This is a genomic window from Pantoea sp. BAV 3049 (assembly GCF_009765445.1).
Lineage (GTDB): Bacteria > Pseudomonadota > Gammaproteobacteria > Enterobacterales > Enterobacteriaceae > Erwinia.
The window spans coordinates 1,400,559-1,415,379 of record NZ_WHOY01000031.1; the positions used below are offsets into that span (position 1 = coordinate 1,400,559).

A 14,821-nucleotide genomic window follows, 5' to 3' on the forward strand; every position below is an offset into this window, starting at 1 on the left:
TCAGGCGTTGAGAAAACGGTGAAAAGTATCGGCATCGGGATAGGAACGCTGGGTTCCCCGACCGGTTACGCTGCAGGCGGCATAAGCCGAAGCAGACTCCATTGCACGGGCAATATCGCCGTGCTCTACCAGGCAGTGGGCAAAGCAGCCGATAAAGGCATCCCCTGCTCCGCTGGTGTCCACGGCTTTGACCGGCGTCGGGCTGAAGCGATGGACGGTGTCTCCCTGCATCCATACCGAACCGCGGCTGCCCAGAGTGATAATCAGGTTCTTCAGGCCACGGGCCAGCAGCATCTGCCCGGCGCGCAGCACTTCCTCTTCGCTGCCGACTGGCAGGCCGGTGAGGATCTCCAGCTCGGTTTCATTCGGCATAAAAAAGTCGCACTGGCAGGCATAATCGATATCCAGCCCGGCAACCGCCGGGGCCGGATTGAGGATCACCTGAATATCGTTCTGGCGGGCAAAATCGATGGCGTAATAAACCGTGGGGAGCGGGATCTCCAGTTGCAGCACCATCAGGCGGCAACGCTTAAGGTCCGCTGCGGCAGCATCAATGTCAGCCTGAGAGAGGTGCGCGTTAGCCCCTTTGATGATCAGGATGCGGTTCTGCGACTGGTCATCGACAAAAATCGGCGCCACGCCGCTGGAAGTTCCTGCTGCAACAGTCACATGGCGAGTTTCCACGCCAAACTGCTGCAGATTTTTCACCGTATTTTCAGCAAACAGATCTTCGCCCACTTTGCTGACCATCATCACAGCAGCGCCGAGCTTTGCTGCTGCCACAGCCTGATTGGCCCCTTTGCCGCCGCAGCCCAGAGCGAAATCGGGTGCTTCCAGCGTCTCGCCAGCTTTCGGCATGCTGTTGGTATAGGTGATCAGGTCGACCATATTCGAGCCGATAACGGCAATATCCATTGTGATTCCCCCTGTAAATTCCGCTCATTAAATGTTTTAGAAATAACAATAACAACGATCATATGTGAATTTTGTGACAGCTGTCTCACGCTAAAAATTCCAGATAAACGCCATAAACAAGGCATTGACGGCAATCTGAAAATGTTATTATTTTAACATTCACATTGACTGCGAGGAGAAGATCATGACGTTATCCACCCGTGACTATGCCAGCTTTATCGACCATACCCTGCTGGCTGCCGATGCCACTACTCAGCAAATTGACCGGTTGTGTGAAGAAGCGCTGCAGCACCATTTCTATGCAGTTTGCGTGAATTCCGGCTACGTCCCGCTGGCCGTGGAAAAGCTGAAGGGCAGTAACGTCAGGGTCTGTTCAGTGATCGGATTTCCGCTGGGGGCCGGGTTGACCCGCGCCAAAGCCTTTGAGGCGCAAGCCGCAATCGAGGCCGGCGCGCAGGAGATCGATATGGTGATTAACGTCGGCTGGCTGAAAAGCGGTGAGATGCAGGCGGTCACGGCTGACATACAGGCGGTGCGGGAGGTTTGCGGCCCGATCCCATTGAAGGTAATATTGGAAACCTGCCTGCTCAGCGAGGCGCAAATCATTAAAATCTGTGAAATTTGTCGGGAGCTGAAGGTCGCCTTCGTGAAAACTTCTACCGGCTTCAGCACCGGCGGAGCGCGCGAAGAGCACGTTCGCCTGATGCATGAAACGGTCGGGCCGGAGGTGAAAGTGAAAGCATCAGGCGCAGTTCGTGACCGGCATACCGCAGAAATCATGATCCAGGCGGGTGCCAGCCGCATTGGCACCAGCTCAGGCGTCACCATCGTGCAGGACAGCAGCGCTACCGGCGAAGGCTATTAACCGATCATCAGGAATCACCGACCATGGAAACCCGGCGCGACGAGCGCGTAAAAAAACTGGCGCTCGCGCTGCAGCGAACCGACAAGATCCACCTGAAAGAGGCGGCGCAGCTGCTTGGCGTTTCCGAGATGACCATCCGCCGCGATATCAGCGAACAGCCTTCTGCGGTGGTGCTGCTTGGCGGGTATATCGTCAGCGATCCGAAAAACAGCCAGGGTCACTACTTTGTTACCGATCAGCAGACCCACAACGTGGAGAAGAAGCGCCGGTTAGGTCAGCTGGCGGCGGCACTCATCCAGCCTGGTGACACGGTATTTTTTGACTGCGGCACCACCATGCCATGGGTCGTGGATGCCATCGACGGCGAACTGGAATTTATCGCTATCTGCTGCGCGATGAACACCTTCCTTGCCCTGAAAGAAAAACCCGCCTGTAAGGTGATCCTGAACGGCGGGGAATTTCACGCGGATAATGCGATTTTCACCCCGCTGGGACAGGGTTCAGTGATGGACAGCCTCTGTCCGGGCAAGGCGTTTATCTCCGCTGCAGGCATTGATGTTGAACAGGGCGCTACCTGCTACAACCTTAACGAACTGCCGATGAAGCACCAGGCGCTGCAGCGCGCCCGCCAGAAAATTCTGGTGGCCGACAGCAGCAAGTTCGGTAAAGTCCTGCCCGCCCGCATCGGCGAACTCAGCGTGTTTGATCGACTTATCAGCGATGAAGCCGCGCCGAAAAAGCTGGCGCAGCACCTGGCACAGTTGGGAATGGACCACTTACACTCCTGAGCCGGGAGGATACGTCAGGCCCAACTCTTAACCGTCGCGTACCTTCCTGAGCCTGATGGGCACGTCAGGCCCAACGGTTAAGGATCTCTTCGCCGTCGCGCAGGCGGCGCAGGTTCTCGCAAACGCCCGCCACATTGCCGTTCAGTGAATTATCCGTGACGCCGCCAATGTGCGGCGTTGCCACCACGTTGTACTGGAACAGGGCGTCTTCCGGATCCGGAGGCTCCTGCCAGAACACGTCCAGCCCGGCTCCGGCCAGATGACCAACCTCCAGCGCCGCCAGCAGCGCCTGTTTCTCAATCAGCCCACCCCGCCCCACGTTAATCAGAAAACTGCCCTGTTTCATTTGCGCCAGCGCCGTTTCATCAATGATATTGCGGGTGTCGTTGTTATCCGGCAGGCTCAGTATCACAAAATCCGCCTCACTCAGCAGTGCAGGCAGGTGCTTCATATTGCCCAGCCAGTCCAGCTGGTGTTCTTTAGCAAAACGCTGGTCGGCGGTACGCTTCACGCCGATCAGCTTCACGCCAAAAGGGACCAGCCGCTTCGCCAGCGCTTTACCGATACCGCCCAACCCCACCAGCCCGACCGTTTTGCCCATCAGCCCCATCCCCACCGGCAGACCAAGCTGGCGGGTGGCCATCATCTGCGGCAGTTCACTGGCCTTGCGCGCCAGGCCGATCATCATCCAGATCCCCAGTTCGGCCACGGAATCCGCGTTGCCGGAACGGTCAGAGGGCACGTTGGCCACCTGGATCCCCTGCGCTTTCGCACTGGCGATATCCACGCTCTCCAGCCCGGCTCCCGCCTGCTGAATCAGCTTCAGCTTATCGGCTGTTTTCAACAGGGCTGGGGGGACTTTTGCCATGCCAGGGATCAGCGCGTCATACCCCGCCAGGCTTTCGGCCGCATGTCCGGCGGAAGCGGTAAATTCAACGTCCGGCAGCGTCTGGCGGAACTGCTGAATCATCCCGCCCCAGGCGTTCTCTTCCGCCGCGATCAGAACTTTCATCGTTATCTCCCTGCTTTGTAAGGCAAAAAATCAGCATAATGTCCACCGGTCGAAAATCAAACAGTTATCGCGCAAAAGCGTTGATATCAGGATAATCCGCAGGGGAGTAAGGTGATTAACACCCTGTACGGCTGTGATTAACAGAGGAAACCAGCTAAACTTCGTCATCTGAGTGGGCAGCGAATGCCCCAATTAACACCAGACACCAAGAGGCTCATCCTACGTGGCTCAATTCGTCTATAGCATGCATCGCGTCGGCAAAGTGGTTCCGCCGAAGCGTCATATCCTGAAAAATATCTCCCTGAGCTTTTTCCCGGGTGCCAAGATCGGCGTTCTGGGTCTGAATGGCGCAGGTAAATCCACCCTGCTGCGCATCATGGCCGGTATCGATAAAGATATCGAAGGGGAAGCGCGCCCGCAGCCAGGCATCAAAATCGGCTACCTGCCGCAGGAGCCGCAGCTGAACCTGGAGCACACCGTCCGTGAGTCGGTGGAAGAAGCGCTGGCAGAAGTGGTCGGCGCCCTGAAACGTCTTGATGAAGTATACGCACTGTACGCAGAAGAAGACGCTGATTTCGACAAGCTGGCCGCAGAACAGGGCAGGCTCGAAGAGATTATTCAGGCGCACGACGGTCATAACCTCAACACCCAGCTGGAGCGTGCTGCCGATGCACTGCGCCTGCCTGACTGGGACGCGAAAATCGCTAACCTCTCCGGTGGTGAACGTCGTCGCGTGGCGCTTTGCCGCCTGCTGCTGGAAAAACCAGACATGCTGCTGCTGGACGAACCGACCAACCACCTGGATGCAGAATCTGTGGCCTGGCTGGAGCGCTTCCTGCACGACTTCGAGGGCACAGTGGTGGCGATTACCCACGACCGTTACTTCCTTGATAACGTCGCTGGCTGGATCCTGGAGCTTGACCGTGGTGAAGGTATTCCATGGGAAGGCAACTACTCCTCCTGGCTGGAGCAGAAAGATGCCCGCCTGGCACAGGAAGCCTCGAGCGAAGCGGCCCGCCGTAAATCCATCGAGAAAGAGCTGGAGTGGGTGCGGTCTGGTGCCAAAGGCCGTCAATCTAAAGGCAAGGCTCGTCTGGCCCGCTTTGAAGAGCTGAACAACACCGACTACCAAAAACGTAACGAAACCAACGAACTGTTTATTCCACCGGGAGCACGCCTGGGCGACAAAGTGGTGGAAGTCAGCAACCTGCGTAAATCTTATGGTGACCGCCTGCTGATCGACGATCTCTCCTTCTCAGTACCGAAAGGGGCAATCGTCGGGATTATCGGCCCGAACGGCGCGGGTAAATCCACGCTGTTCCGCATGATGTCCGGCCAGGAACAGCCTGACTCCGGCAGCATTGTGCTGGGTGATACCGTCAAGCTGGCCTCGGTCGATCAGTTCCGCGACAGCATGGATAACGCTAAAACCGTCTGGGAAGAAGTTTCCGGCGGCCAGGACATCATGCGTATCGGCAACACCGAGATGCCAAGCCGTGCCTACGTTGGCCGCTTCAACTTTAAAGGTGTTGATCAGGGCAAACGTGTTGGTGAACTGTCCGGTGGCGAGCGTGGCCGTCTGCATCTGGCCAAGCTGCTGCAGGTGGGCGGCAACATGCTGCTGCTCGATGAACCGACCAACGACCTGGATATCGAAACCCTGCGTGCGCTGGAAAACGCCCTGCTGGAGTTCCCGGGCTGCGCGATGGTTATCTCGCATGACCGCTGGTTCCTCGACCGTATCGCCACCCACATTCTGGACTACCAGGATGAAGGCAACATCGAGTTCTTCGAAGGTAACTTTACCGAATACGAAGAGTACAAGAAGCGTACGCTGGGCGCCGAAGCGCTGGAGCCAAAACGCATCAAGTACAAGCGTATGACTAAGTAAGGCTGTCGCCGATACTCAAAGCACGGGAAACCAGGCCGTGATTAAAGCGTCTCGCGCCATGGAGGGTGCAAGTCTGGCAACCAGGGACGGCGCTGTTTGCGTCTTTATGAACGGCCTGGGTTTACCGTGCAGTCGCTGTTTTATTTGTTACTGATAGAACTCCCGAAACACCGGCGACTGTAGCGCGTAGTCAACAAAGTGCGAAAGCGCAGGCGAATTCAGTTTGCGGCTCGGATAGACCAGCCACAGCTCGTTGCCCGCAATCTTCCAGTCCGGCAATACCTCCATCAATGGCCCATCCGAGAGTAACTCGTCCGTCAGGAAGCGTGGCAGCAGCGTGATCCCCGCATCCTCCAGCGCGCACTCACGCGCATAGACCAGATTATCGGTCATATGGATGGGCGGCAGCATCCAGCGGTAATACTCCTCATCTTTTTTCAGCAGCCATTCGCTCCACGCCCGGTGCGCAATACAGCGGTGTTCCGCCAGCTGCTGCGGATGAACGATCTCCTCATGCTGCGCCAGGTAGCCTGCTGAAGCCACCAGCAGGCGCTCGCAGTAGCCAATCCGCCGGCCAATCAGTGAAGAGTCTTGCGGCTGACCGGTACGCAGGGCCACATCATATCCCTCCTGCACCAGATCACGAACCTCATCAGAAACCGAGACTTCCAAAGTGACGTCCGGATACTCCTGCTGAAAAGCCGCGTTCAGTCGCGCCAGCAGCGTGGCCCCAATCCCCGCCGGTGACGTAATTCTCAGTCGCCCGCTGGGATTATCCCGCAGGCGTTGAATAGCCAGGCTTGCTCTTTCACTGGCCTGCACCATCTCCTGGCAATGAACCAGGTACCGCTCCCCGGCAAACGTCAGGTTGAGCTGACGGGTGGTGCGGTTGATCAGACGTAACCCCAGTGTTTGTTCAAGCTGGCTGATACGCTGGCTGACACTGGATTTTGGCAATCCGGAGCGCTTCGCAGCAGCAGTGAAACTGCCGCATTCGGCCACCATCGCAAAGAGAGCCATATCCTGCAGCTGTTTAAACATGATTGTTCACCTGAAACGAACACTTCGTTAGTTATTGTGCGACTTATCATTAGCCTGCTTACCTTCTACACTGAATAACACAACTTAAAGGAGATGCGCTATGACAATCAGAGCGATTGCTATCAATCCAGATAAACCGGATGAATTTTTTGAAATTCAGCCTGAAAAACAAGCCCCTGGTGAATACGACCTGCTGGTAGAGGTAAAGGCTGCCTCGGTCAATCCAGTGGATACCAAAGTGCACAAAGGTGCACAAAAGAACGGACTCCAGCAGCCGCGTATTCTCGGCTGGGATGCCAGCGGTGTGGTGCTGGATGTGGGCAGTAAAGTCAGCGGTTTTAAAGTCGGTGACGAAGTGTATTACGCCGGGGATATCACCCGTCCGGGCAGCAACAGCACCCATCAGCTGATTGACGCACGTATTACCGGGCATAAACCCTCCTCGCTGGACTGGGCTGAATCTGCGGCTATTCCGCTGACGGCCCTGACAGCCTGGGAAGGTCTGTTTGACCGCCTGCACATCGACGAAGCGGAAGAAGGCAAAACGCTGCTGATTGTGGGCGGCGCGGGCGGCGTCGGTTCGCTGGCAATCCCGTTTGCCAGACTGCACAGCAAGGTCAAAGTGATCGCCACCGCTTCCCGTCCGGACTCTGTGCAATGGTGCAAGGATCGCGGCGCAGATATCGTGATCAATTATAAAGATATGCCAGCAGAACTGGAGAAGCACGGCCTGAAGCAGGTCGATTACATTTTCTGCCTGAACGATACCGACGGCCACTGGGAAACAATGGCGAAGCTGGTCGCACCGCAGGGGCATATCTGCACCATCGTGGAAAACGAAAAGCCGCTGAGCATGGACCAACTAAAGCTGAAAAGCGCCTCGCTGCATTTTGAATTTATGTACACCCGCAGCATGTACGGCACGCCGGATATTGCCCGCCAGGGTGAGATTCTGGAGGCCACCGCGAAGCTGCTGGATACCGGGAAAATTTCTACCTCCCTGAGCAAAACCCTGCAGGGCCTGAGCGTGGAAACCCTGACCGAAGCTCACCAGCTGGTGCTGGAAGGGCATATGCGCGGTAAAGTGGTGATGGTTTACTGATTGTCGGGCGGGTGCGTCGTCACCCGCCGTTCCTGCCGCAATTTTGTGAGCTGCCACGCAGCCGCTTATCCAGATGCCAAAATAACCTCCTCCTTCCTGCCCTATCCTTGTGCGCCTGAACGATGCCCGCCCCCGCCGCACTTTTTATACTGAACTGGCGAAGTCTTATCTTAATGGTCAGAACGGCCTCTTCTCATAACTCCAGCCGCTGACCGCCCTACACATTGAGGTCTTTGGCATGAAAATCAGTCAGATAGAGGTAATCCGCCTCAGCATTCCTTTTGCAAGCGATCGTGGCCCTGCCGCGCCAGAGGAAAAAGCCTGGAACGCCGCATCGGCGGCACTCAAACAGATGGAAACCCTGCTGGTCAGGGTGGAAACCGACACTGGCCTGCAGGGCTGGGGAGAAGGTTTTGGTCATTTGTGTAATCCCGTGACTGCACAGGCCCTGCAGGATGTGGTCATCCCCTGTTTTCTCGGTAAAACCTTGCCGGACAGCCGCGCAGCCCTGACGACATTGATGGCAGAAGCCGAAACGGCCCTGCACGCCTTTGGCAGGACAGGCCCGGTGCGCTTCGGCCTTTCCGCCATTGATATTGCGCTGTGGGATCTCCTTGGCCAGCAGCAGGAGCAGCCACTGTGGCAATTGCTTGGCGCAAAACGTCAGCAGATTGAGCTGTATGCGAGCCTGGTGAGCTATAACAACCATCCGGAGGAAGTCGCCCGTCAGGTCAGTCGCGCCTGGCAGGCAGGTTTCCATACGCTGAAGCTGCATGAAACGGAATATGCTGCAATCGCCGCCGCACGCACCGCGTTACCGGCAGAAGCGACGCTGATGGTGGATGTGAACTGCCCGTGGACGGTGACTGAGGCCTGCCACCGTGCCCGCCAGCTGGCAGAGCTGAAGCTGGGCTGGCTGGAAGAGCCGGTCTGGCCGCCGGAAGATGCCGCTGGACTGGCAACAGTCCGCCGCGAAGGGACACCGCTTGCCGCCGGGGAAAATGCTGCTGGCGAGTGGGGCTTTGAGGAGCTGTTTGCGCAAGGAGCCGTTGATGTGATTCAGCCAAGCGTGACAAAAGTGGGCGGTATCACCGCTTCGCTGCGCGTTTTTGAACGGGCCAGAGCCTGCGGCGTAAAGGTGGTACCGCACTGCTTCTATTACGGTGCCGGATTACTGGCGACCGCGCATCTCGTCGCAACCCTGCCGCCGGAAATCCTGCTGGAAGTGCCTTACATCCGTTTCTCTACCCTGCTTTATCCGCAGTTAGATTTTGCCCCCACGCTGACGTTACCAGATGAACCGGGTCTCGGCTTTAAGCCCGATGCTGAGACCATGAAAAAACACACCGTCAGCCATCTGCGCATCGATGTGGAGGGAATTCATCATGTTTAAAAACACCCGAAGCGTCGTTGCGCTGCTGCTGTTCTTCGCCGGGATGCTGAACTATCTGGACAGGGCTGCCCTGTCGGTGATGGCTCCTCTGGTAAAAAAAGATCTGAACATCGATGATGCGCAGATGGGAATTCTGTTCAGCTGCTTTTTTATTGGCTACTGCCTTTTCTGTTTCCTCGGCGGCTGGGGAGCCGACCGCTTTGGCCCGCGCAAAGTCTTCGGCTGGGCGGCAGCCATCTGGTCACTGTTTTGTGGCGCAACCGCGCTGGCAGGTAACTTTACACATTTGCTGATTGTCCGCGTGCTGTTCGGCATTGGTGAAGGTCCAATGGGAACCACCACCAATAAATCCATTTCAAACTGGTTCCCACGCAAAGAAGTCGGACGCGCAGTCGGTTTTACCAATGCGGGTCAGCCATTGGGGGCGGCGGTCGCGGCACCCGTTGTCGGTCTGGTTGGCCTGAATTTTGGCTGGCGGGTGTCATTTATCGTCATTGCCGTGCTGGGCTTTGTCTGGCTGGGCTTCTGGTTGTGGCTATTCAGGGATAAACCGGAACAGCATCCCCGCGTCAGCGAGAGCGAATGCCAGATGATCAAAGCTCAGCGCCCTGCCACGCGCGCCCCGGGAGCGACAGCGGCTCAGCCAACAAAACTCTGGAGCTATGTCTTCTCACTGCCGGTATTGGGCGTGGCGGCTGCCTTCTTTTGCTTCAACTACATCCAGTATTTTTTCCTCTCCTGGCTGCCAAGTTATCTGACCGATTTTCAGCATCTGGATATCAAAAGCATGAGCCTGATTGGCATCCTGCCCTGGCTGGGGGCAACGATTGGCTTTATCGGTGGAGGGCTGGTCTCCGATGCGCTGTTCCGCAGGACGGGAAATTTCCTGCAGTCACGTAAGCTGGTGATCTTCTCTGGGCTGGCGGTGGCTGCTGTGTGCGTCATGCTGACGGCCTGGGCCAGCAGCGTCACCGCGGCCGTGTCGCTGATTACGCTGGCCAGCGTCTTCGCCTATATGACGCCGCAGGCGTGCTGGTCACTGTTGCAGGATATTGTCCCGGCTGAGCGCATCGGCACCGCTGGCGGCTTTGTGCATCTGTTGGCAAACCTGGCGGGGATCCTCTCACCGGGGATCACCGGCTTCCTGATCCAGTATGGCGGAGGCTATTCTTCAGCGTTCCTGCTTGCCAGCGTGCTGGCTCTGGTCGGTATGGCGATGCTGGCGCTGTTTGTCCGCGAACGTAGCGTAAGGGCGTTACGCACGCTGGCATAACAACGTGTTTGTTATCAGGCTCCGTGATACGGAGCCTGTGCTGCTGCCCATCTGCTTACGCGCCCAACATGTCCTTCACCAGCTCAACACAGCGCAGGAAGCGCTCATCGTAGTTATCCTGCTCGACATGCATATACCGGATATTGTTCTCTTCCAGCATTGAGACCAGCAGCGCCTGGAACTCTTTGCGATCCACCGAGCTGCCAAGGCTGCGCAAACCGTCTGCAACCCAGGGAACGTTGTTCTCTACCAGGATCACCAAATCGAAGCGATACTCGTCGATCAGCGCCTGCACGAAGGGATGTTCGCGTCCTTCATATTTTTTGCAGAAAGCCTGGGTGGTGACAAAGTCGGTGTCGATAAATGCCACTTTATTCGCATATTTAACTGCAAAATCAATATATTGTGCCTGACCAAGCGCGATTTTATCGTAGTCGGAATATTGCAGAGCCATCTCGTCACCGCCGAGATGCGAGAAGACATAATCGCGGCCAAATTCCCACGCACTGGTGGTATTAAAAATGTTCGCCAGCTTGTTCACCAGCGTTGACTTGCCGCTGGACTCCCCGCCGAGGATCGCCACCGTACGCACGAAGAACGGCTTCACTTCCGTCGGGATATATTCCCAGTAGCGGAACGGATCCTGGCGGATCTGAGCACCACTGATGTTCATAAATGAGCGCCGTGGGTCGATCAGTACCGCTTCAATCCCCAGATGCTGCTGATACTGCGGCGCATCCAGCTCTTCACTGGTGTAAACCCGGTTCGGCACGATGCCGTGGTTGCCCATAAATTCGTTAATGCCGCGACTCCACACGTCCCAACCATGCGGGTAAGGCTCCATCCCCTCCTCGTTAAACGAGTGAATACGGATATTTTTCTGGTATTTGAAGGTCTGCAGCAGCCAGCGCAGGCGGTCGCTGACGGTGGGCTGCTGCGACATTGCGCTGTCTTCAAACAGCTGCAGATCGCGCGGTTCATCGTAGCCCATGATGATATGCAGCTCGTCAACCTGGCTGCAGGCACGCTGGATAAGGTAAATATGGCCGGTATGCAGCGGATAAAACTTGCCAAACACCACGCCAATGGTCTTCTCACGGCGCGGGAACTCCAGCCCGAGAAAACGGTGCAGCGCTTCCAGCTTTTGCGCACTGGGGCTTTTGATTTTGGCATTGAGCAGCTGGCTGAGGTAGCCCTTGGTCATGCCGCTGGCATCAGCCACCTGCTGCAGCGTGCAGCCCTGCTGGCGTATTGCGGTTTTCAGATAATCGAATGACGACATCAAATGCCTCCGGCATAACGGGCGGCATAAATTCCGCCGTTGCGATTACAATCCATTCAACGATAAATGGTCAGAGATCTTCCAGAATCGCCAGCGCGTCGGCCAGCTTTTTCACGCCATACACTTTCATGTGTTCCGACACTTTTTTCGGTACGTTGGCCGCTGGCACAATCGCCCGGCGGAAACCATGTTTTGCCGCTTCGGAAATACGTTCCTGCCCGCTCGGCACCGGACGAATTTCTCCCGCCAGCCCCACTTCGCCAAAGACCACCAGATCCTGCGGCAATGGCCGGTCACGCAGGCTCGACACCATCGACAGCATCAACGCCAGGTCCGCACTGGTTTCGGTCACCTTCACGCCACCCACCACGTTGACGAAGACGTCCTGGTCTGCCATCTGCAGGCCGCCGTGACGGTGCAGCACCGCCAGCAGGATCGCGAGACGGTTCTGCTCCAGCCCCACCGCAACGCGCCTTGGATTGCCCATCATCGAATGGTCCACCAGCGCCTGAATCTCCACCAGCAGCGGCCGCGTGCCTTCCCACAGAACCATCACCGAACTTCCGGAGGTCACCTCTTCGCCCCGGCTGAGGAAAATAGCCGAGGGGTTGCTGACTTCACGCAGGCCCTGCTCGGTCATGGCAAACACGCCCAGCTCGTTAACGGCACCAAAACGGTTTTTATGGCTGCGCAGCGTGCGAAAGCGCGAATCGGCATCGCCATCCAGTAACACAGAACAGTCGATACAGTGTTCCAGTACTTTCGGCCCGGCCAGCGAGCCATCTTTGGTAACATGCCCCACCATGACGATTGCCACGCCGCGCGTTTTGGCGAAGCGGGTCAGATAAGCTGCGGTTTCACGAACCTGCGCCACGCTGCCCGGCGAGGACTGGATGTCTGCCATGTGCATCACCTGAATCGAATCGATCACCATCAACTTCGGTTCTTCCTGCTCAGCAATCAGGCAGATCTGCTCGATGCTGGTTTCCGAAAGCATATTGAGGTTTTCAGTCGGCAGGCCAAGACGGTGCGCACGCATCGCCACCTGCTGCAACGACTCTTCGCCGGTGACGTAAAGCGTCTTCATTCCTTCAGCAAGTTTGCACAAGGTTTGCAGCAGCAGAGTACTTTTTCCTGCGCCGGGATTGCCCCCGATCAGAATAGCACTGCCGGGTACCACACCGCCGCCCAGTACCCGGTCAAACTCTTTAAACCCGGTGGAGAAACGGGGCAGCGCTTCCAGGCTGATATCCGACAGCTTCTGCACGCGACTGGTGCCCGCACTGCCCGCATAGCCTGAAAGCCGCTCGTTGCGGGCCACGGTTGGCGAAGCCGCCAGCCTGACTTCGGTGATGGTGTTCCAGGCGTGACAGGCGCTGCACTGCCCCTGCCAGCGTGGATAATCTGCGCCGCATTCATTACAAACAAAGGCACGCTTTACCGCTTTGGCCAAAACTACCCCTTAACGCTCTTCATGGATCAGGCTGCCGCTGAGGATGCAGAACACCCCCATCAGATCGGCGTGACGGATAATGACTTCGGTTTTTTCATTGACTTTAGGCTTGGCATGATAAGCAATGCCCAGCGCAGAGGCCTGGATCATCGGCAGATCGTTGGCACCATCGCCGATAGCGACAGTTTGCTCCGGCGCGATTTCAAAGCGTTCCGCCAGAGCACGCAGCATGTCCGCTTTGTATTTTGCATCAACGATATCGCCCAGCACTTCACCGGTCAGTTTACCATCGCGAATTTCCAGCACGTTGGCGGCAATCGCGGACAAATGAAGGGTATCACGCAGGTATTCTGCAAAATAAGTAAAACCGCCGGAAGCGATAGCCACATGCCAGCCCAGCGCCTGCAATTTAGGCACCAGCGAACTCAGACCCGGCATCAATGGCAGTTTGTCGCGAACCTGCTGCAGAATAGTGGCATCGGCATCTTTCAGCGTTGCCACGCGCTGACGCAGGCTGGCGGCAAAGTCGAGCTCGCCCCGCATCGCCCGCTCGGTCACTTCCGCCACCAGCTCGCCGCTGCCAGCCAGTTTGGCAATTTCATCAATGCATTCGATTTCGATGGCGGTGGAATCCATATCCATCACCAGCAGGCCCGGCGTTTTCAGATGCGGGATACGCCCCAGCGGTGCCACATCCAGCCCGGCTTCGTGGGCCAGTTTGCTGGCACGCGGCGTCAGGGAACCGGCCAGGCGTACCACCTGATAGTCCTCCACCCGCCATGCGCTGACGATGACCATCGCCGCGCCCAGCTGATGCTGCAGCCCGGTGAGGACGCTTTTATCCAGGCTGCGCCCGTACAGAAGCCAGCCGGTGCGGCCAGCGCGGTAGTCCAGCGGCATCACTTCATCGCCGCTGAGAGAGAGGGGCAAACCCGGCCAGAGAGAGACATCGGAAGGCAGGTCGCACCAGGTCAGACTATTTGGCATTACAGCTCCTGTAGGGACATATTAACCACGCAAGAGGCTACCCTGTCAGGCCCGCTTCTGGCAACATAAAGCGTCGATACGGACGGTGGTTCGTTCATAAAGTGTGAAGGGTAAAGATGGCAAAGGCCAAACTAAAATTTCGTCTGCACCGCACGGCAATCGTGCTGATCTGCCTGGCCCTGCTGGTGGTGCTGATGCAGGGAGCTTCGTGGTTCAGTCTGGGCCACCAGATGGCGCGTTCCGAGCAGGTGGAAGAGCTGGCCCGCACCCTGACCCGTCAGGTGGCCTTCAGCCTGACACCGCTGATGGAGAACAGCGATGATAACCGCCAGAAAATTGAAGATATTCTGACGCAGCTGACCAAAGAGAGCCGCATTCTGGATGCCTCGATTTATGACGATGATGGCACGCTGCTGGCCCACAGCGGCGAGACGATTAACGTGCGCGACAGGCTGGCGCTGGATGGTCATCGGGCGGGCAGCTACTTCAACCACCAGCTGGTACAGCAGCTGGACAGCCCGGATGGTCCACGTGGCTTCCTGCGCGTTACGCTGGATACCCACGTGCTGGTGACGGAATCCAAGCAGGTGGATAACACCACCAACATCCTGCGCCTGATGATGCTGCTGGCACTGGCCATCGGCATTATCCTCAGCCGCACCCTGCTACGCGATCGCCGCACCCGCTGGCAGCAGTCACCCTTCCTGCTGACCGCCAGTAATCCGGTGAAGGAAGACGATGACGAAAGCAGCGAAAGCACGCCAGCAGAGCCAGGGAAACCCTGATCGGCCATCAGCGTGGCCCCAGGAAGAAGGGAAA

Annotated in this window: 13 protein-coding genes; 7 read left to right on the forward strand and 6 right to left on the reverse strand. The window is 57.2% G+C overall.

The window, feature by feature from the left end; all coding sequences use genetic code 11:
* Positions 1 to 915, reverse strand: a complete 915-nt coding sequence (rbsK, locus tag GSQ70_RS07215) for a ribokinase (protein WP_158781922.1) — start codon at positions 913 to 915, stop codon at positions 1 to 3.
* A 184-nt stretch (positions 916 to 1,099) separates the two neighbouring features.
* On the opposite strand from rbsK, the gene deoC reads away from it, so the two are divergent.
* Both deoC and deoR read left to right on the forward strand, forming a co-directional pair.
* Positions 1,100 to 1,780, forward strand: a complete 681-nt coding sequence (gene deoC, locus GSQ70_RS07220) for a deoxyribose-phosphate aldolase (protein ID WP_158781923.1) — start codon at positions 1,100 to 1,102, stop codon at positions 1,778 to 1,780.
* A gap of 23 nt (positions 1,781 to 1,803) precedes the next feature.
* Positions 1,804 to 2,568 carry a DNA-binding transcriptional repressor DeoR gene (deoR, locus tag GSQ70_RS07225; protein ID WP_158781924.1) on the forward strand — a complete coding sequence of 255 codons (765 nt, stop codon included), beginning with the start codon at positions 1,804 to 1,806 and terminating at the stop codon, positions 2,566 to 2,568.
* A 64-nt stretch (positions 2,569 to 2,632) separates the two neighbouring features.
* On the opposite strand, the gene GSQ70_RS07230 is transcribed toward deoR, so the two are convergent.
* A complete protein-coding gene (locus GSQ70_RS07230) occupies positions 2,633 to 3,580 on the reverse strand; it encodes a 2-hydroxyacid dehydrogenase (RefSeq protein WP_158781925.1) in 948 nt (315 codons plus the stop codon).
* Between the two features lie 223 nt (positions 3,581 to 3,803).
* Here GSQ70_RS07230 and ettA point away from each other — a divergent pair, with 223 nt between their 5' ends.
* The gene (gene ettA / locus GSQ70_RS07235) at positions 3,804 to 5,471 is read left to right on the forward strand and encodes an energy-dependent translational throttle protein EttA (protein ID WP_158781926.1); all 1,668 of its coding nucleotides are present in this window, start codon (positions 3,804 to 3,806) and stop codon (positions 5,469 to 5,471) included.
* Between the two features lie 147 nt (positions 5,472 to 5,618).
* On the opposite strand, the gene GSQ70_RS07240 is transcribed toward ettA, so the two are convergent.
* Positions 5,619 to 6,515, reverse strand: coding sequence for a LysR family transcriptional regulator (locus tag GSQ70_RS07240; RefSeq protein ID WP_158785253.1), 897 nt, complete (start codon positions 6,513 to 6,515; stop codon positions 5,619 to 5,621).
* A gap of 97 nt (positions 6,516 to 6,612) precedes the next feature.
* On the opposite strand from GSQ70_RS07240, the gene GSQ70_RS07245 reads away from it, so the two are divergent.
* The 3 genes from GSQ70_RS07245 to GSQ70_RS07255 all read left to right on the forward strand — a co-directional run bounded on the left by GSQ70_RS07245 (position 6,613) and on the right by GSQ70_RS07255 (position 10,280).
* Positions 6,613 to 7,614: a zinc-binding alcohol dehydrogenase family protein gene (locus GSQ70_RS07245; RefSeq protein ID WP_158781927.1), complete on the forward strand. Its 1,002-nt coding sequence runs from the start codon at positions 6,613 to 6,615 to the stop codon at positions 7,612 to 7,614.
* Between the two features lie 238 nt (positions 7,615 to 7,852).
* Positions 7,853 to 9,007 (forward strand): mandelate racemase/muconate lactonizing enzyme family protein, encoded by a 1,155-nt coding sequence (locus GSQ70_RS07250; RefSeq protein WP_158781928.1) that lies wholly within the window; start codon positions 7,853 to 7,855, stop codon positions 9,005 to 9,007.
* Positions 9,000 to 10,280 (forward strand): MFS transporter, encoded by a 1,281-nt coding sequence (locus tag GSQ70_RS07255; protein ID WP_158781929.1) that lies wholly within the window; start codon positions 9,000 to 9,002, stop codon positions 10,278 to 10,280. The genes GSQ70_RS07250 and GSQ70_RS07255 overlap by 8 nt, the downstream gene beginning before the upstream one ends.
* A gap of 55 nt (positions 10,281 to 10,335) precedes the next feature.
* Here GSQ70_RS07255 and nadR read toward each other — a convergent pair whose 3' ends face one another.
* The 3 genes from nadR to serB form a co-directional block, all read right to left on the reverse strand.
* Complete coding sequence (nadR, locus tag GSQ70_RS07260) at positions 10,336 to 11,562, reverse strand: multifunctional transcriptional regulator/nicotinamide-nucleotide adenylyltransferase/ribosylnicotinamide kinase NadR (protein WP_158781930.1); 1,227 nt, start codon at positions 11,560 to 11,562, stop codon at positions 10,336 to 10,338.
* Positions 11,563 to 11,632: 70 nt separating this feature from the next.
* Positions 11,633 to 13,015 carry a DNA repair protein RadA gene (gene radA / locus GSQ70_RS07265; protein ID WP_158781931.1) on the reverse strand — a complete coding sequence of 461 codons (1,383 nt, stop codon included), beginning with the start codon at positions 13,013 to 13,015 and terminating at the stop codon, positions 11,633 to 11,635.
* A gap of 9 nt (positions 13,016 to 13,024) precedes the next feature.
* A complete protein-coding gene (gene serB, locus GSQ70_RS07270; protein WP_158781932.1) occupies positions 13,025 to 14,002 on the reverse strand; it encodes a phosphoserine phosphatase in 978 nt (325 codons plus the stop codon).
* Positions 14,003 to 14,118: 116 nt separating this feature from the next.
* On the opposite strand from serB, the gene GSQ70_RS07275 reads away from it, so the two are divergent.
* Positions 14,119 to 14,787, forward strand: a complete 669-nt coding sequence (locus GSQ70_RS07275) for a YtjB family periplasmic protein (protein WP_158781933.1) — start codon at positions 14,119 to 14,121, stop codon at positions 14,785 to 14,787.
* Positions 14,788 to 14,821: the final 34 nt, after the last annotated feature.

Coding starts and splice junctions, on each gene's coding strand:
- rbsK (WP_158781922.1), bottom strand. CDS start 915: ATGGATATTGCCGTTATCGGCTCGAATATGGTCGACCTGATCACCTAT.
- deoC (WP_158781923.1), top strand. CDS start 1,100: ATGACGTTATCCACCCGTGACTATGCCAGCTTTATCGACCATACCCTG.
- deoR (WP_158781924.1), top strand. CDS start 1,804: ATGGAAACCCGGCGCGACGAGCGCGTAAAAAAACTGGCGCTCGCGCTG.
- GSQ70_RS07230 (WP_158781925.1), bottom strand. CDS start 3,580: ATGAAAGTTCTGATCGCGGCGGAAGAGAACGCCTGGGGCGGGATGATT.
- GSQ70_RS07245 (WP_158781927.1), top strand. CDS start 6,613: ATGACAATCAGAGCGATTGCTATCAATCCAGATAAACCGGATGAATTT.
- GSQ70_RS07250 (WP_158781928.1), top strand. CDS start 7,853: ATGAAAATCAGTCAGATAGAGGTAATCCGCCTCAGCATTCCTTTTGCA.
- GSQ70_RS07255 (WP_158781929.1), top strand. CDS start 9,000: ATGTTTAAAAACACCCGAAGCGTCGTTGCGCTGCTGCTGTTCTTCGCC.
- nadR (WP_158781930.1), bottom strand. CDS start 11,562: ATGTCGTCATTCGATTATCTGAAAACCGCAATACGCCAGCAGGGCTGC.
- serB (WP_158781932.1), bottom strand. CDS start 14,002: ATGCCAAATAGTCTGACCTGGTGCGACCTGCCTTCCGATGTCTCTCTC.
- GSQ70_RS07275 (WP_158781933.1), top strand. CDS start 14,119: ATGGCAAAGGCCAAACTAAAATTTCGTCTGCACCGCACGGCAATCGTG.